The sequence below is a fragment of the Klebsiella sp. PL-2018 genome, from assembly GCF_019048985.1.
In the GTDB taxonomy this organism is placed as follows: Bacteria; Pseudomonadota; Gammaproteobacteria; order Enterobacterales; family Enterobacteriaceae; genus Klebsiella; species Klebsiella michiganensis.
Genome location: NZ_CP077673.1, coordinates 447,880 through 461,948 on the forward strand (window position 1 = coordinate 447,880; position 14,069 = coordinate 461,948).

Annotated in this window: 17 protein-coding genes; 2 read left to right on the forward strand and 15 right to left on the reverse strand. The window is 58.7% G+C overall.

The genetic code is table 11. The features are described 5' to 3' along the window. Positions 1-8: 8 nt before the first annotated feature. The 11 genes from phnN to MKleb_RS02115 form a co-directional block, all read right to left on the reverse strand. On the reverse strand, positions 9-572 hold the full coding sequence (gene phnN / locus MKleb_RS02065; protein ID WP_014837158.1) for a ribose 1,5-bisphosphokinase: 564 nt from the start codon (positions 570-572) through the stop codon (positions 9-11). After that, a complete protein-coding gene (gene phnM / locus MKleb_RS02070; RefSeq protein WP_025107674.1) occupies positions 572-1,708 on the reverse strand; it encodes an alpha-D-ribose 1-methylphosphonate 5-triphosphate diphosphatase in 1,137 nt (378 codons plus the stop codon). The genes phnN and phnM overlap by 1 nt, the downstream gene beginning before the upstream one ends. Further along, on the reverse strand, positions 1,705-2,391 hold the full coding sequence (gene phnL, locus MKleb_RS02075; protein WP_004097859.1) for a phosphonate C-P lyase system protein PhnL: 687 nt from the start codon (positions 2,389-2,391) through the stop codon (positions 1,705-1,707). Before phnL ends, phnM begins: the two co-directional genes overlap by 4 nt. Before the next feature lie 197 nt (positions 2,392-2,588). Beyond that, complete coding sequence (gene phnK / locus MKleb_RS02080; protein ID WP_025107672.1) at positions 2,589-3,347, reverse strand: phosphonate C-P lyase system protein PhnK; 759 nt, start codon at positions 3,345-3,347, stop codon at positions 2,589-2,591. Beyond that, positions 3,344-4,192, reverse strand: a complete 849-nt coding sequence (locus tag MKleb_RS02085) for an alpha-D-ribose 1-methylphosphonate 5-phosphate C-P-lyase PhnJ (RefSeq protein WP_025107671.1) — start codon at positions 4,190-4,192, stop codon at positions 3,344-3,346. The genes phnK and MKleb_RS02085 overlap by 4 nt, the downstream gene beginning before the upstream one ends. After that, complete coding sequence (locus tag MKleb_RS02090; RefSeq protein WP_025107670.1) at positions 4,185-5,249, reverse strand: carbon-phosphorus lyase complex subunit; 1,065 nt, start codon at positions 5,247-5,249, stop codon at positions 4,185-4,187. The genes MKleb_RS02085 and MKleb_RS02090 overlap by 8 nt, the downstream gene beginning before the upstream one ends. Continuing rightward, the gene (gene phnH / locus MKleb_RS02095) at positions 5,249-5,833 is read right to left on the reverse strand and encodes a phosphonate C-P lyase system protein PhnH (protein ID WP_004097865.1); all 585 of its coding nucleotides are present in this window, start codon (positions 5,831-5,833) and stop codon (positions 5,249-5,251) included. The genes MKleb_RS02090 and phnH overlap by 1 nt, the downstream gene beginning before the upstream one ends. Further along, a complete protein-coding gene (gene phnG, locus MKleb_RS02100) occupies positions 5,830-6,282 on the reverse strand; it encodes a phosphonate C-P lyase system protein PhnG (protein WP_004097867.1) in 453 nt (150 codons plus the stop codon). Before phnG ends, phnH begins: the two co-directional genes overlap by 4 nt. After that, positions 6,283-7,008 carry a phosphonate metabolism transcriptional regulator PhnF gene (gene phnF / locus MKleb_RS02105; protein WP_025107669.1) on the reverse strand — a complete coding sequence of 242 codons (726 nt, stop codon included), beginning with the start codon at positions 7,006-7,008 and terminating at the stop codon, positions 6,283-6,285. It abuts the gene before it with no gap. Between the two features lie 217 nt (positions 7,009-7,225). Further along, complete coding sequence (yjdN, locus tag MKleb_RS02110; protein ID WP_004097869.1) at positions 7,226-7,660, reverse strand: VOC family metalloprotein YjdN; 435 nt, start codon at positions 7,658-7,660, stop codon at positions 7,226-7,228. A gap of 136 nt (positions 7,661-7,796) precedes the next feature. Then, a complete protein-coding gene (locus MKleb_RS02115) occupies positions 7,797-8,132 on the reverse strand; it encodes a zinc ribbon domain-containing protein YjdM (protein WP_004097870.1) in 336 nt (111 codons plus the stop codon). A gap of 540 nt (positions 8,133-8,672) precedes the next feature. On the opposite strand from MKleb_RS02115, the gene proP reads away from it, so the two are divergent. Next, a complete protein-coding gene (gene proP, locus MKleb_RS02120) occupies positions 8,673-10,175 on the forward strand; it encodes a glycine betaine/L-proline transporter ProP (RefSeq protein ID WP_025107668.1) in 1,503 nt (500 codons plus the stop codon). Between the two features lie 146 nt (positions 10,176-10,321). On the opposite strand, the gene cbpM is transcribed toward proP, so the two are convergent. The 3 genes from cbpM to MKleb_RS02135 form a co-directional block, all read right to left on the reverse strand. Further along, positions 10,322-10,627, reverse strand: a complete 306-nt coding sequence (gene cbpM / locus MKleb_RS02125; protein WP_004097873.1) for a chaperone modulator CbpM — start codon at positions 10,625-10,627, stop codon at positions 10,322-10,324. Then, positions 10,627-11,547 carry a curved DNA-binding protein gene (gene cbpA / locus MKleb_RS02130; RefSeq protein WP_088167990.1) on the reverse strand — a complete coding sequence of 307 codons (921 nt, stop codon included), beginning with the start codon at positions 11,545-11,547 and terminating at the stop codon, positions 10,627-10,629. Before cbpA ends, cbpM begins: the two co-directional genes overlap by 1 nt. Positions 11,548-11,697: 150 nt before the next feature. Then, positions 11,698-12,378 (reverse strand): TerC family protein, encoded by a 681-nt coding sequence (locus MKleb_RS02135; protein ID WP_004097877.1) that lies wholly within the window; start codon positions 12,376-12,378, stop codon positions 11,698-11,700. Positions 12,379-12,601: 223 nt separating this feature from the next. Between MKleb_RS02135 and MKleb_RS02140 the strand changes: the two genes are divergently transcribed. Further along, entirely contained in the window at positions 12,602-13,384 is a 783-nt protein-coding gene (locus MKleb_RS02140; RefSeq protein ID WP_014837164.1) for a DsbA family protein, read from the forward strand. Positions 13,385-13,417: 33 nt separating this feature from the next. On the opposite strand, the gene MKleb_RS02145 is transcribed toward MKleb_RS02140, so the two are convergent. Continuing rightward, on the reverse strand, positions 13,418-14,014 hold the full coding sequence (locus MKleb_RS02145; RefSeq protein WP_032747545.1) for a TetR/AcrR family transcriptional regulator: 597 nt from the start codon (positions 14,012-14,014) through the stop codon (positions 13,418-13,420). Positions 14,015-14,069 lie beyond the last annotated feature (55 nt).

A 14,069-nucleotide genomic window follows, 5' to 3' on the forward strand; every position in this document is an offset into this window, starting at 1 on the left:
CCTCGCGTTCAGGCAGTCTGCTGTTCGCGCCGGTTGCCGTGAATACGAATCAGCGAAACCAGGGCATCCACCGACTGGCTAAGTCGGCCATCGTTATTCAGCGTCAGACACTCGTTCGGCGTATAGCGCGCCGCGCGCGCCAGGCGCTGGGCGATTTCCGTCTCGTTCTCCCGTCCGCGCTGCTCCAGGCGCTGTCGCAGCACCGCCGGAGAAACCTGCAGACAGATGGGCAGCAGCGCGTCGGCATAGCGCGCCTGCGCCTGCGGCAGATGGGCGCGTGAACCGTTAGCGACCACGTCGAACCCGGCGTGCAGCCACAGGTCAATCTCGATGCCAATGCCATAGTAATTGTTGTTAGCATGCCAGCTAAGAGCAAACAGATGTTGTTCGGCGCGGGTAAAAAACTCATGCTCGCTGAGGGCGATATGGTTTTCACAGCCCGCGTTGTGTGGACGGGTTATGTAGCGGTGCGCCACCAGCAGCTGCGGATGCTCCCGCTGGCGCAGCGCCGCCAGCAGGCTGTCTTTGCCGGAGCCGGAGGGGCCGACCAGCCAAATCAGTTTCCCTGTCATCAGAAGACCCTCTTGCCTTGCCGCCAGACGTGATCAATATGGATATGCTCGCCGTGACGGCGCGCCAGCACCAGGTCCGCCCGCTTACCTTCGGCAATCGCCCCGCGGTCGTGCAGCCCCAGCACCTGGGCCGGGTTTTTGCTCACCAGACGAATGGCCTGCGCGAGGGTAAAGGCGTTGCCCTCGTCGTCGGCGATGCGAAAAGCGGCATCCAGCAGGCTGGCGGGATAATAGTCGGAGGAGAGAATGTCCAGCAGGCCACTGGCCGCCAGATGGTGGGCGGCGACGTTCCCCGAGTGCGAGCCGCCGCGTACGATATTCGGCGCACCCATCAGAATGTTCATCCCGTGCTGGCGCGACGCCTGCGCTGCGGCGATCGTGGTGGGAAATTCGGCGATGACGCTGCCAAGCTGGCGCGATTCGAGCACATGTTCGCAGGTGGCGTCATCGTGGCTGGCCAGCGCGATATTTCGCTCGCGACAGATGGCGGCGATGCGCTGCCGGTTAGGCTGAGACCAGGCCGCCGCCAGCGCCATCTGCTCCTCTTCGAATTTGTCCATCTCTTCGTTGGTCAGGTGATATTTGCCCTGATAGTAGTCGCGGTATTTGCTGCGGTCGGCATACTGGCGCTGGCCAGGGGAGTGATCCATCAGGGAGACCATGCTCACCGGCTCGCGGCCAACCAGCTTCTCAAACAGCGGCAGGGTGGTGTGATGCGGCAGTTCGCAGCGCAGATGCAGCCGATGTTCAGCGCGGTTGAGGCCGCGCTTCTGCGTCTCTTCCACGGCGTTGATCATTTTTTCGAGATTTTCCAGGCGATCGCCGCCGTCGCGCACATCGCCAATAGCCACGGCGTCCAGCACGGTGGTGATGCCGCTGGCGACCATCAGCGCGTCGTGGCTGCTCATCGCCGAGTGGGCGGGCCAGTCCACTTTCGGTCGCGGGGTGAAAAACTTGTCCAGGTTGTCGGTATGCAGCTCGATAAGCCCCGGCAGCAGCCAGCCGCCCTCTCCATCGATGGCCTCCGCCAGTCGGCTCTGGCTTTCGGCAAAGGCCGAAATTCTGCCGTCCTGCACTTCCAGCGAGCCGTTAATCACCTCGTCTTCGAGAACCAGCTTTACGTTATTGATAATCATGCTGAAATCCCCATCGGGTGCAGACGGTCGGCGACCTGGTTGCGCGTGGCCTCGTCGTGAAAAATACCGACGATCGCCGCGCCGCGGGCTTTGGCTTCATGGATCAGTTCCACCACCGCGGCGCTATTTTTGCCGTCCAGCGAGGCGGTGGGTTCGTCGAGAAGCAAAATCGGGTAGTCGACCGCGAAGCCGCGGGCGATGTTAACCCGCTGCTGTTCGCCGCCGGAAAAGGTCGAGGGGGCGAGGTGCCACAGGCGTTCGGGTACGTTCAGCCGCGTTAGCAGGCGGGCGGCTTTCGCGGCGCTCTCTTCGCGCGGGATGCCCAGCTCGAGCAGCGGCTGCATCACCACGTCGAGGGCGGAAATGCGCGGGATCACCCGCAGAAACTGGCTGACCCAGCCAATGGTGGTTTTGCGCACTTCCAGCACTTTACGCGGCGTGGCGGTGACCAGGTCCACCCATTCATCGCCGTGGCGAATATGAATGTGGCCGCTATCGGGGAGATAGTTGGCGTACAGCGAACGCAGCAGGGTCGATTTTCCGCTACCGGAATGGCCGTGCAGCACCACGCATTCACCGGCATTCACGGTCAGCGAGGCGTCGGCGAGTACCGGCAGACGGACGCCGTGCTGCTGGTGCAGAACAAAGGTTTTATGGATGTTTTCAACGCGGATGGCGTTCATTTTTAGCCTCATCGTGCCTGAATTTCCCCGGATCGCGGCGTGAACGCCTTATCCGGGCTACCTGATGCATTAACTCACGAAGCGCGACCGGGGAGTCCCGGAGGCGGCGCGTTGCGCCTGTCCGGGCTACCGGCTCGCAGACGGCCCGGGATCCGTAGCCCCGGTAAGCGCAGCGCCACCGGGGAGTGGACATTCACTCAGTTCTGCAACACCGACGACACCAGCAGCTGGGTATAGGGGTGATGGGGATCGTCGAGCACCCGGTCGGTTAAGCCGCTTTCGACTACCTGGCCCTGCTTCATCACCAGCAGACGGTTAGCCAGCAGGCGGGCGACGCCGAGGTCGTGGGTCACAATCACCACCGCCAGGTTCAGCTCGACGACCAGGCCGCGCAGCAGATCGAGCAGGCGCGCCTGCACCGATACGTCCAGCCCGCCGGTGGGCTCATCCATAAACACCAGCCTCGGCTGCGTCACCAGATTGCGGGCGATTTGCAGGCGCTGCTGCATCCCGCCGGAAAAGGTGGTGGGCAGGTCGTCAATGCGCGAAGGCGGGATCTCCACCTCCTGCAGCCACTGTCCGGCGGTGGCGCGAATATTGCCGTAGTGACGGGCCCCGGTGGCCATCAGGCGTTCACCGATATTGCCGCCGGCCGTGACCTGGCGGCGCAGGCCGTCCATCGGATGCTGATGTACCACGCCCCATTCGGTGCGCAGCAGACGTCGGCGCTCCGCTTCGCTCATGGCGTATAGCGAGCGCTGTTGATACAGCACTTCTCCCTGCTGCGGGGCCAGGCGGGCGGAGATCGCTTTCAGCAGCGTGGTTTTTCCGGAGCCAGATTCGCCGACGATACCCAGCACCTCTCCCGGCCACAGCTCAAACGAGACGTCGCTGAAGCCTTTGCCCGGCGCGTAGAGGTGGGTCAGGTTGTTCACCGCCAGTAACTGATGACTCATTTTTTCTGCTCCTCGCTCTGTTGGCGGCAATAGTCGGTATCGGAGCAGACAAACATCCGTTTGCCGCTGTCGTCGAGCACCACTTCATCAAGATAGCTATGGCGAGATCCGCAGATGGCGCAGGGTTCATCCCACTCCTGAACGGTAAACGGATGATCGTCGAAATCGAGGCTCTCAACCGAGGTATACGGCGGTACCGCGTAGATGCGTTTTTCGCGTCCGGCGCCGAACAGCTGTAGCGCAGGCATCATATGCATCTTCGGATTATCGAATTTTGGAATCGGCGACGGATCCATCACGTAGCGGCCGTTGACCTTCACCGGGTAGGCGTAGGTGGTGGCGATATGGCCGAAGCGGGCAATATCTTCGTACAGCTTCACCTGCATCACGCCGTACTCCTCCAGCGCGTGCATGGTGCGGGTTTCGGTTTCGCGCGGCTCGATAAAGCGCAGCGGCTCCGGGATCGGCACCTGGAAGATCAGGATCTGATCGTCAGTCAGCGGCGTTTCCGGGATCCGGTGGCGGGTCTGGATCAGCGTGGCGTCTTCGGTGCGCTCGGTGGTCGCGACGCCGGTCACGCGTTTGAAAAACTGACGAATCGATACCGCGTTGGTGGTGTCGTCGGCGCCCTGATCGATCACCTTCAGCACGTCATTTTCCCCGATGACGCTGGCGGTAAGCTGGATACCGCCGGTTCCCCAGCCGTAGGGCATCGGCATCTCGCGACCGCCGAAGGGCACCTGGTAGCCGGGGATGGCCACCGCTTTCAGGATGGCGCGGCGGATCATGCGTTTGGTTTGCTCGTCGAGATAAGCAAAGTTATAGCCGGTCAGTGCGTTAGCCACGTTGATTCTCCCGTTGCAGGCGTTTAAGCAGCGCCAGTTCGGCCTGGAAATCGACATAGTGGGGAAGTTTAAGGTGTGAAACGAAACCGGCGGCCTCGACGTTATCGGCATGGGCCAGCACAAACTCTTCATCCTGGGCAGGGCCCGCCACCTCTTCGCCGTACTCCGGTGCCTGGAGCGCGCGGTCAACCAGCGCCATCGCCATCGCTTTGCGCTCGCTCATGCCGAACGTCAGGCCGTAGCCGCGGGTAAAGTGCGGCGGTTCATCCTGAGGGTCGACAAAGCCGTTGACCATCTCGCATTCGGTCATCAGCAGTTCGCCGATAGTGACGGTGAAGCCCAGCTCTTCGGGAGCGATCTCCACCGCGACATAGCCGCTGCGAATTTCACCGGCAAACGGATGGTTGCGTCCGTAGCCGCGCTGGGTGGAGTAGGCCAGCGCCAGCAGGTAGCCCTCGTCGCCGCGCACCAGCTGCTGCAGGCGCGAAGAGCGCGAACAGGGATAAACCGGCGGATGGCGGGTGATATCGTCGGGCTGCGCGTCGGTATCCCGCTCCGGCTTCGCCAGTCCCTGCTGGACGAGCAGATTAAAGACGTGCGGCGTCGCTTCCTGCGGTGCGCTATCGGTCGCCAGCGGCGGCGTTTCGCCGTTGGCCAGCAGGGTAAAATCGAGCAGACGGTGGGTGTAATCGTAGGTCGGGCCGAGCATCTGGCCGCCGGGGATATCTTTATAGACCGCCGAGATACGGCGCTCAAGGCGCATACCGGCGGTGTCGACAGGCTCGCTGACCGCCAGCCTTTGCAGGGTGGTGCGATAAGCGCGCAGCAGAAAAATCGCTTCGACGCTGTCGCCGCTGGCCTGCTTCAGCGCCAGCGCCGCCAGCTCCCGGTCGGCGATGCCGCCTTCGGTCATGACCCGGTCCACCGCCAGATTAAGCTGTTGGCTAATCTGATCAACGCTGATTTCAGGAAGCCGTCCCTCGCCTCGGCGTTTCTGTTCCTGTAGGGCGTGAGCGGCGACGATCGCCTTCTCGCCGCCTTTGACGGCTACGTACATTAGCAGACCTCGACGTGAGTGGTGCGCGGAATCGCCAGCAGGCGTTCGCCGCAGGTGAGGATCAGATCGATTCCCAGCGGGAACGGATGCGGACGCTCGGTCAATTCTTCAATAATGCATTCCGGCAGCTGCGGGGCGATCATCCGCTCTTCGGCGATCCCCGCGCCGGTCAGCCGCAGCATCCGGCCGCCGCTCAGGCTGGCAAGCTGAACCACCAGCGTGACGCCGGTTTCCGGGGCGACGACGGTACCGGCGGAAAGCACGTTCAGCTGCTCGGCGCTGATGCTGTCGCTGGCGACGGCGAAGGTCGCCTGCTGCGGCTGCTCAACCAGCGGCGCGCCGGTATGAAAGCGCAGATTCTGGCCGACAAGATCGTTATGCAGCGCGGGAGCGAGCCAGACCGGCGTATCGTGATCCACCAGCGTCAGCAGCAGGCTGGTGGAGGCGACGTTCAGCGGCTGCCAGCCGTGCTGAAGCTGCTGCAGGGAGACAATCACTCCCGGCTCGCTCATCGCCTTCAGCAGGCGGCGGAAACTGTGCTGGGCATCCTGCACAGCCAGGGTAAAGGCGGGTTGTAATGTCATGCGTTATCTCCGCGAACCAGAGTAAAGAAGTCGACCCGGCTGGCGTTGACTTCGGCGCGTCGGGCTTCAATGCGCGCGCTGCGTTGTTCTTCCAGCGGGGTTATCAAGGTTTCCATCAGGGTGTGAAAATGGTGTGGCGACTGCATCAGGGCATCAATGGCCGCGCAGCGTTCAGCGTGCGGGCGGTCGCGGCCCAGAATCCAGCTATAGCCGAGGGTGCCGTCGGCCAGGCGAATGGCGGCGCGGGTTAAGGTGGCGTCTCCGGCGAAGAATCGGTCGCCGATGCCGCCCATACGCGCCTGCAGCTGCACCAGCCCGGTCTCCGGGGCGCGAATCAGCTCATACTGCGGCGCGAGCTGCAGCGTCTGCATCCGCGCCGCCAGTTCTTGTGGTTCACTGTGGGCCAGCACGGACATCCAGCGCTGGCGGGTTGCGGTATCAAAGTGCATTCAGTGCTCCATGGTGAATTCAATCATGTCGGCGCGGGTCAGGCTGACGGAGTACTCCGTCGCGCTCTGCTCGTCCTGGCGATGATTCAGGGTGCGCACGCACAGCAGCGGCGCCATGTTGGGAATGCCGAGAATATTGCTCTCTTTGGCCTGCGCGCGGCGGGCGCTGATTTTGGTGCGCACGCGGGTCAGTTCGATATCCAGCCGATCGCGCAGCAGGTCATGGAGAGAGCCGTGGGTAAAGGTTTGCAGAACCGGCCACAGCTGCAGGTCGGTAAAGTAGTGGTCAATCAGACACAGGGCGACGCCGTTCACGCGGCGCAGGGTGCGCAGGTGAATGACGTTATCGCCTTCACTGATAGCAAACGCCTCGGCAACGTGGCTGCTGGCCGGACGCACCACCGACAGCAGCTTCTCGCTGGTCGGGTGGCTGCCCTGTTCGAGAAGATTTTGGCTAAAGCGGGCCTGGGCGTTGAGCGGATAATCTATCGGGCGCATCAGCACCAGCACGCCGACGCCCTGACGGCGCTGGACCCAGCCGCGTTCGACGAGCTGATCGATGGCCCGGCGCAGGGTGTGGCGGTTAACCTCAAAGCGGGACGCCAGCTGCTGCTCGGCGGGCAGATAGTCGCCGCAGCGGTAATGATGGCGAAGCTCTTGCTCCAGTTTGGCGGCAATTTCCTGATATCGTGTTGGATAACTGGTCGGATGTCTGGATAAGTACATGTCAATCGAGCCTCACTAAGGATAAGGAAGTATTTCCCTCTGAGCGTGGGCCGATCCTGACGGTTTTTTGTTACATTTCGGTTAACTCATGATGACCGGGGGATGAAGAGTTGATGCCGGTGGAATGACAGGGTAAGGAGGAGTGAATGCACAGATGCCCTCACTCCGCCCTCTCTCCCTTTCGGGAAGAGTACAGAGTGAGGGGAAAAGGCCAGCGTTAAGGCTCTTTCACCACGTTGACCATCCACGGGACGCCAAAGCGGTCGATAACTTTACCGAAGCCGTGCGCCCAGAAGGTTTCCTGCCAGGCCATCTCAATCTGCCCGCCGTCGGCGAGGCCGTCAAACCAGCGTTTACCCTCAATAACATCCTGCGAGTCCAGCACGACGGTAAATCCGGCGTAGCGCTCCATGTTGCTGGAGGGGCTGTCGCTGAGCATCAGGATACTATCGGCAATGCGCAGGCTGGCGTGTGCGATACCGTCGGCAGCCAGATGCTGGCCAGAAGGGCAGCCATCTTCGGCGTCCTGCGTATTCTGCGGCATTTCACCCCAGGTGATTTTGTGGATGAGCTCCGCGCCCAGCGCCTGCTGGTAGAAAGCGATGGCGGCAGCGCAGTTGCCGCTAAAAGCGATATAGGGACTTAAGGGCATAACCATTACCTCAGGTAACGAATATTCCATTAAGCGTAGAAGGGGATTGCAGAATTAAGCCAGGCGGCAGCGAGGGATTCCGGGAGGCCGCGGGAAAATATATTTCCCCCCGACAACGGGCGTCGGGGGAATAAAATCAGTTCTTTTTAACAAATTCGGATTTTAGCTTCATCGGGCCAAAACCATCTATTTTACAGTCAATATTATGATCGCCTTCAACCAGGCGGATATTCTTCACTTTAGTGCCGATTTTTAGCATCGAAGAGCTGCCTTTAACCTTCAGATCTTTTACCACGGTGACGCTGTCGCCGTCGGCGAGTAAATTACCGTTGGCGTCTTTGACCACCAGCGCGTCGTTATCGTCCGCAGGCTCGGCATTGTTCCATTCATGGGCGCATTCCGGGCAGATAAACATGCCGCCGTCTTCATAAGTGTATTCAGAATGGCATTTTGGGCAGTGTGGCAGTTGCATGACGTTCCTCGCGATTACTGGGTAAAACAGGACGTTGGTCCTTTAAATTGTGGCTGATAGCCGAAAGTAATGCTGATTATAGCGCAATCCCGCACTTTTGTCGGGCCTTTTTTATGACTTATCGCAGCGGAGAAAGAGGATATAGATCGTGAGGCCTGGCGGGCTTATTTTCATAAAAAGCGCAGGATATTTCCGGAAATGTATCGCTAAGTTCCAATATTCATTGAACTTATTGCTTTTGGATGACTCTGTTTAAGGGTAGGTAAATTTTTGTGAAGTTGATCCCAAATTTAAACGCTGTTAGGGTAAAAAGGCGAGAACGCAAATTCACTACATTTATTAGCGGTACCGCTTATTTCATTATGGCCAGAGCAGGCGTCAACAGGTTCGGTTGTACGGACTGTCAGCAGACAGTGCAGGCAAACCTGCTACGCTTGAAATGTGGAGCACAGCAATTCGCCGCTCCCAACGCATGACGCGAATGACCTTGTCATTCGGCGGAGATTCGTGCGCTCAAGGCGAGAGCAAAAGAGGATAATTATGCTTAAAAGGAAAAAAGTAAAACCCATCACGCTTCGGGATGTGACCATCATTGATGATAGCAAACTGAAGAAAGCGATTACCGCAGCGTCGCTGGGTAACGCGATGGAATGGTTCGATTTTGGGGTATATGGTTTTGTTGCATATGCGCTTGGTAAGGTCTTTTTCCCCGATGCCAACCCCAGCGTGCAGATGATTGCCGCGCTCGGTACTTTCTCGGTTCCCTTCTTAATTCGTCCATTAGGCGGCCTGTTCTTCGGGATGCTGGGCGATAAATACGGTCGACAAAAAATTCTGGCGATAACCATCGTTATCATGTCGATAAGTACATTCTGTATCGGCCTTATTCCGTCGTATGCCACGATTGGTATCTGGGCACCGATCCTGCTGCTGCTGTGTAAAATGGCACAGGGCTTCTCGGTGGGCGGCGAATATACCGGTGCCTCTATCTTTGTTGCAGAGTACTCGCCTGACCGTAAACGCGGCTTTATGGGCAGCTGGCTGGACTTCGGTTCGATAGCCGGTTTTGTCATGGGCGCGGGCGTAGTCGTGCTGATTTCCAGCGTGGTGGGCGAAGAGAACTTCCTCGACTGGGGCTGGCGTATTCCGTTCTTCCTGGCGCTGCCGTTAGGGATTATCGGTCTTTATCTGCGTCATGCGCTGGAAGAGACGCCGGCGTTCCAGCAGCACGTTGATAAAATGGAGCAGGGCGACCGCGAGGGCCTGCAGGATGGGCCGAAAGTCTCTTTCAAAGAGATTGCGACCAAACACTGGCGTAGCCTGCTGACCTGTATCGGTCTGGTGATTTCCACCAACGTGACCTACTACATGTTGCTGACCTACATGCCGAGCTACCTGTCGCATAACCTGCACTATTCTGAAGACCACGGGGTGCTGATCATCATCGCCATCATGGTCGGGATGCTGTTCGTTCAGCCGGTTATCGGTATGCTCAGCGACCGTTTTGGCCGTCGTCCGTTCATCCTGATTGGTAGCGTGGCGCTGTTCGGGCTGTCGATTCCGGCCTTTATCATGATTAACAGTAACGTCCTTGGCCTGATTTTCGCCGGTCTGCTGTTGCTGGCGGTGGTGCTGAACTGCTTTATCGGGGTGATGGCCTCGTCGCTGCCGGCGATGTTCCCGACCCACATCCGCTTTAGCGCCCTGGCCAGCGCCTTTAACATCTCGGTGCTGATTGCCGGTCTGACGCCGACTCTGGCGGCGTGGCTGGTGGAAAGCACGCAGAACCTGATGATGCCGGCTTACTATCTGATGGTGGTGGCGTTGATTGGTCTGATTACCGGCCTGTCGATGAAAGAGACCGCCAATCGTCCGCTGAAAGGGGCGACGCCAGCGGCTTCGGATATTCAGGAAGCGAAAGAAATTCTCGGCGAGCACTACGATAACATCGAACATAAAATCGAAGATATCGATCAGGAAATCGCCGACCTGCAGGAAAAACGTTCTCGTCTGGTGCAGCAGCATCCGCGCATCAACGACTAAATCGTTTTGCCAGTAATTCATGCCGCCGCGGGCTTCCCCCGGCGGCATTTTTTATGTCCTGAGCGGCTACGGGCTTGAGGTCATTCGCGGACCGCTCAGGCCCGGTAAGGACCGGGCAGTGCCACAGGAAGAGAGCGGGCTAAGGCTTAGCTATGGGTCAGAAAGCGCGCCAGCCGCTGCTGCAGAATTTGATTTTCGCGGCTCAGGCGCGCGTTCTCGTCCAGCAGCGTTAAGGCCACAGCGATGCCCGGCCAGTCCAGCTCCAGCTCTTTTCGCAGGCGTACGGCGCGGTGAACGATGGTCACCGCGCTATCGTCAAACAGCCAGTTTTCCCGCTGCGGCTGGCGCGGCTCGATCATGCCGAGGCCGACAATCTCGTTAAGCTCCTCTTCGGAAAGGCCGGTGTGGAGACAAAACTCGGTAATCGTGAACGTCACTGTTATCTTAGCCATCAGGCTTTCCCCCATGTCTTACGCGGCTCGAAGCTGGATTGTGCATCCGCCAGCTGCTGCCAGAGCTCGCGGCTCTTCTCATCTGGTTTTGGCGGCATGACGATTTTGATCACCGCATACAGGTCGCCGGTGGTGGTTTTGCTGGTCAGCCCTTTGCCCTTCACCCGCAGCCGCTGACCGGCCTGGCTGCCCGGCGGAATGGTCAGCAGGATGCTCTCTTTCAGCGTCGGGATAGTGACCCTGGCGCCTAGCGCTGCTTCCCACGGCGCCAGCGGTAGGACGATTTCAAGGTTGTGTCCGACGATATCAAACAGCGGATGCGGGGCGATATGAATCACCAGCCACAGGTCGCCGTTAGGGCCGCCATTTTCGCCAGGGGTGCCCTGGCCTTTCAGGCGGATCCGCTGGCCGTCGACGACGCCCGCGGGAATTTTCACGTTCAGGGTTTTCGGCGTTTCGCTTTCGACCATGCCAAAGACGTTATAAACCGGCAGCTTATAGCTGATGGTGCGCGTCTGCTCGGCCAGGGTCTCCTCAAGGAATACCGCCACTTCTATCTCTAAGTCATGACCGCGGACGCCGTGCTGGCGGCGGCTATGGTGCGCCTGCTGGCCAAACATGGAGGAGAAGATATCGTCGAAGTCCTGCTGGCTATAGCTCTGCTCGTGGGAATGCTGCTGCTGACGGCCAAACTGCGGATCGTTACGGTGCTGCCAGAGCTGGTCGTATTCGGCGCGGCGCTGGTCATCTTTAAGCACTTCCCAGGCTTCGGCGAGATCTTTGAATTTGGCTTCGGCATCGTTTTCTTTGCTGACGTCGGGGTGGTATTTACGTGCCAGACGGCGATAGGCGGTCTTAATGGTTTTCAGATCGTCCGTTGGCTGAACCCCTAAAATGGCATAATAATCCTTTAATTCCATGATGTTATCTCATTTATGCGCAATATTATGGTTACAGATCCCTGGATCAGGTGTCTTTACTAAGCGTAGGGCAAATGAGGGCGGATGTGGGGGAAAAATGGCGCAAACTTGACGCCGTCGGGATTGACGGCGGCCAAGCGTGAACGCCCGCTATTCGCTGGAGCGCCTGCGGTTTCTGCGCAACCCTTCCAGCAGCACAAGGGCGGCGCCAATGGCTCCGCCCATCACGGGGAGCGCGGCGGGCGCGTTGGGGAACAGATGAACGATGGTCACATCGGTCACCATCATGGAACCGGCTATCCAGCCGATCAGCGCACCGCCCAGCATCACCACGGACGGGAAGCGGTTGAGGATAGCCAGCACCAGCTTGCTGCCGAGAACGATAATCGGAATGCTGATCAATACGCCCAGCGCGACCAGCAGCAGATGGCCTTTTCCTGCGGCGGCCACCGCCAGCACGTTATCCAGCGACATAATGACATCGGCAACGGTAATGGTGACCGCGGTACGCCACAGGCTGCTGGAGCTGCTGACATCATTCTCTTCTTCCTGATTGGTCACCAGCTTGATGCCAATCCACAGTAGCATCAGCGCGCCGACCACTTTAAGCCACGGCAATGAGAGTAAATAGATCGCGATAGCTAAAAGCAGCACGCGCGCCGCTATTGCGCCGACGGTGCCGATGATAATCGCTTTGGTACGCTGCTGAGGCGGCAGTTTACGGCAGGCCATCGCGATCACCACCGCGTTGTCGCCACCCAATAACAGATCGATAGCAATAATTTGCAGCAGAATAACCGCCACGTCCCACTGACTGAAAAACGCATTCATACCCAACTCATCGAACCAAAAAAGAGAACCTACGGAAAAACGCAGGGGCGAAGCGTACTCTCGTTAGGGCACTCTGGCCACCTTACCGAGAGACCGCGCGCAGCGAGTGATTGAAAAATATCGTTACCAATCATTGCATGGTCCGGCAATGATTCGCAGGCAAAGGATGATATTTTGTTCGTAGAAATACATCTGCCGTTCACCTATCGCAAGGACTAACTACATGCCCGGCCATAAGAATTTACTCACATTTGCCTTTATCGGCGCTACCCTGTTTCCGCTTATGGCGACCGCTGCTGATGCGCCGACTTTTACGCCTGAACAAGAGGCCCGTATTGGCAAAATCGCCGCGGATTACTTAGTCGCGCATCCGGAAGTGCTGCTGCAGGCCAGCCAGAAGCTACAGCAAATTCAGCAACAGCAGCAGGCCAGCGCCGCGACCCAGGCGGTACTGAAGAATGCGGCCGCGCTGACCCAGGATAAAAATACGCCAACCTACGGCCCGAAAGAGGGCAAAGTCACGGTCATTGAATTCTTTGATTATCAGTGCGTTTACTGCAGTCGTCTGGCGCCGGTAATGGAGCAGGTGATTAAAGAGAATCCGCAGACCCGCTTTGCCTTTAAAGAGTGGCCGATCTTTGGCAGCCGTTGGGAAACCTCGCTTGAAGCGGCCAAAACCGGCCTGCAGATTTATCAGCAGAAGGGCGCAGAGGCTTATCTGACCTACCATAACGGGATCTATTCCACCGGACATAACGAAGGCAAGCTGACGGCTGCCGACATCCAGCAGCAGGCGAAGAAAGTGAATTTCGACGCGAAGAAAGCGGCGGACGTTGAGCCGGTACTGGAAAGCACCAATCAGCTGGCGCAGGAAATTGGCCTGAGCGGGACACCGGGCGTTATCGTGATGCCGACTACCGGCGCCACGGAAGCGACGATCACCGTATTCCCGGGGCTGGCGGATAAAGCCTCGCTGGATGCGGCGATCAAGAAAGCGGGCGGCTGATAATCAACGCGTCCGCCGGACGGCGGGCGCGATTTAGCGATGACAGCAGCGCTGCAGCATCGACATAATGACCTGAAAGAGTTCATCTTTAGCCTGCTGCTCCGTGATGACGCCGTTCACTACCGCGGCCGATAGCCCGTCGGCGGAGCCGAGCATGGCGAGAATGGCCGCCTCGCTGAGATTTTCACTCTCGCAAAGCGGCGAAAAATAGTCCCGACATTTTCCGGTAAAGGTGGCGATGCACTCTTGTTTGATCTTCTCCAGCTCTGGCGTCCCGGCCAGCGCGGCCATGACGCTGGGCATCTCGCGCCCCTGAAGCAGCACGCACTCGATATAGGCGTTGGCGATCGCCGAGGCCAGCTTCTCCGCATTCGGTTCGGTATTGCGCAGTATCTCATCCATTCGCGCCGTCTGGCGTTGGTCGTATTCGCGATAAAGCGTCGCGAAAAGCCCTGAACGGCTGTCAAAGTGATCGTAAACCACGGGTTTAGTCACGCCCGCCTGCGTCGCCAGATAACCCAACGTCAGAGCATCGGTCCCTTCTTGCCGAATAATATGCCAGGCGACATCAATCAGCTGCTTGCGCCGCTCTTCTCGCGTTAAACGCTGACGTACGAGTGGTTCAGACATGGAAACATTCTCCCGTTGACATATTAATATACTAAAGGTAACTTACTAATGGTAG

What these genes read in the sequence shown, in the direction of transcription:
- MKleb_RS02135 (WP_004097877.1), bottom strand. Translation starts at nt 12,378, where the DNA reads ATGAATGCGTTTTTCAGTCAGTGGGACGTGGCGGTTATTCTGCTGCAA.
- proP (WP_025107668.1), top strand. Translation starts at nt 8,673, where the DNA reads ATGCTTAAAAGGAAAAAAGTAAAACCCATCACGCTTCGGGATGTGACC.
- phnK (WP_025107672.1), bottom strand. Translation starts at nt 3,347, where the DNA reads ATGAGTCATCAGTTACTGGCGGTGAACAACCTGACCCACCTCTACGCG.
- yjdN (WP_004097869.1), bottom strand. Translation starts at nt 7,660, where the DNA reads ATGCCCTTAAGTCCCTATATCGCTTTTAGCGGCAACTGCGCTGCCGCC.
- phnG (WP_004097867.1), bottom strand. Translation starts at nt 6,282, where the DNA reads ATGCACTTTGATACCGCAACCCGCCAGCGCTGGATGTCCGTGCTGGCC.
- phnL (WP_004097859.1), bottom strand. Translation starts at nt 2,391, where the DNA reads ATGAACGCCATCCGCGTTGAAAACATCCATAAAACCTTTGTTCTGCAC.
- MKleb_RS02145 (WP_032747545.1), bottom strand. Translation starts at nt 14,014, where the DNA reads ATGTCTGAACCACTCGTACGTCAGCGTTTAACGCGAGAAGAGCGGCGC.
- MKleb_RS02115 (WP_004097870.1), bottom strand. Translation starts at nt 8,132, where the DNA reads ATGCAACTGCCACACTGCCCAAAATGCCATTCTGAATACACTTATGAA.
- MKleb_RS02090 (WP_025107670.1), bottom strand. Translation starts at nt 5,249, where the DNA reads ATGTACGTAGCCGTCAAAGGCGGCGAGAAGGCGATCGTCGCCGCTCAC.
- cbpM (WP_004097873.1), bottom strand. Translation starts at nt 10,627, where the DNA reads ATGGCTAAGATAACAGTGACGTTCACGATTACCGAGTTTTGTCTCCAC.
- phnF (WP_025107669.1), bottom strand. Translation starts at nt 7,008, where the DNA reads ATGTACTTATCCAGACATCCGACCAGTTATCCAACACGATATCAGGAA.
- phnN (WP_014837158.1), bottom strand. Translation starts at nt 572, where the DNA reads ATGACAGGGAAACTGATTTGGCTGGTCGGCCCCTCCGGCTCCGGCAAA.
- phnM (WP_025107674.1), bottom strand. Translation starts at nt 1,708, where the DNA reads ATGATTATCAATAACGTAAAGCTGGTTCTCGAAGACGAGGTGATTAAC.
- cbpA (WP_088167990.1), bottom strand. Translation starts at nt 11,547, where the DNA reads ATGGAATTAAAGGATTATTATGCCATTTTAGGGGTTCAGCCAACGGAC.
- MKleb_RS02140 (WP_014837164.1), top strand. Translation starts at nt 12,602, where the DNA reads ATGCCCGGCCATAAGAATTTACTCACATTTGCCTTTATCGGCGCTACC.
- phnH (WP_004097865.1), bottom strand. Translation starts at nt 5,833, where the DNA reads ATGACATTACAACCCGCCTTTACCCTGGCTGTGCAGGATGCCCAGCAC.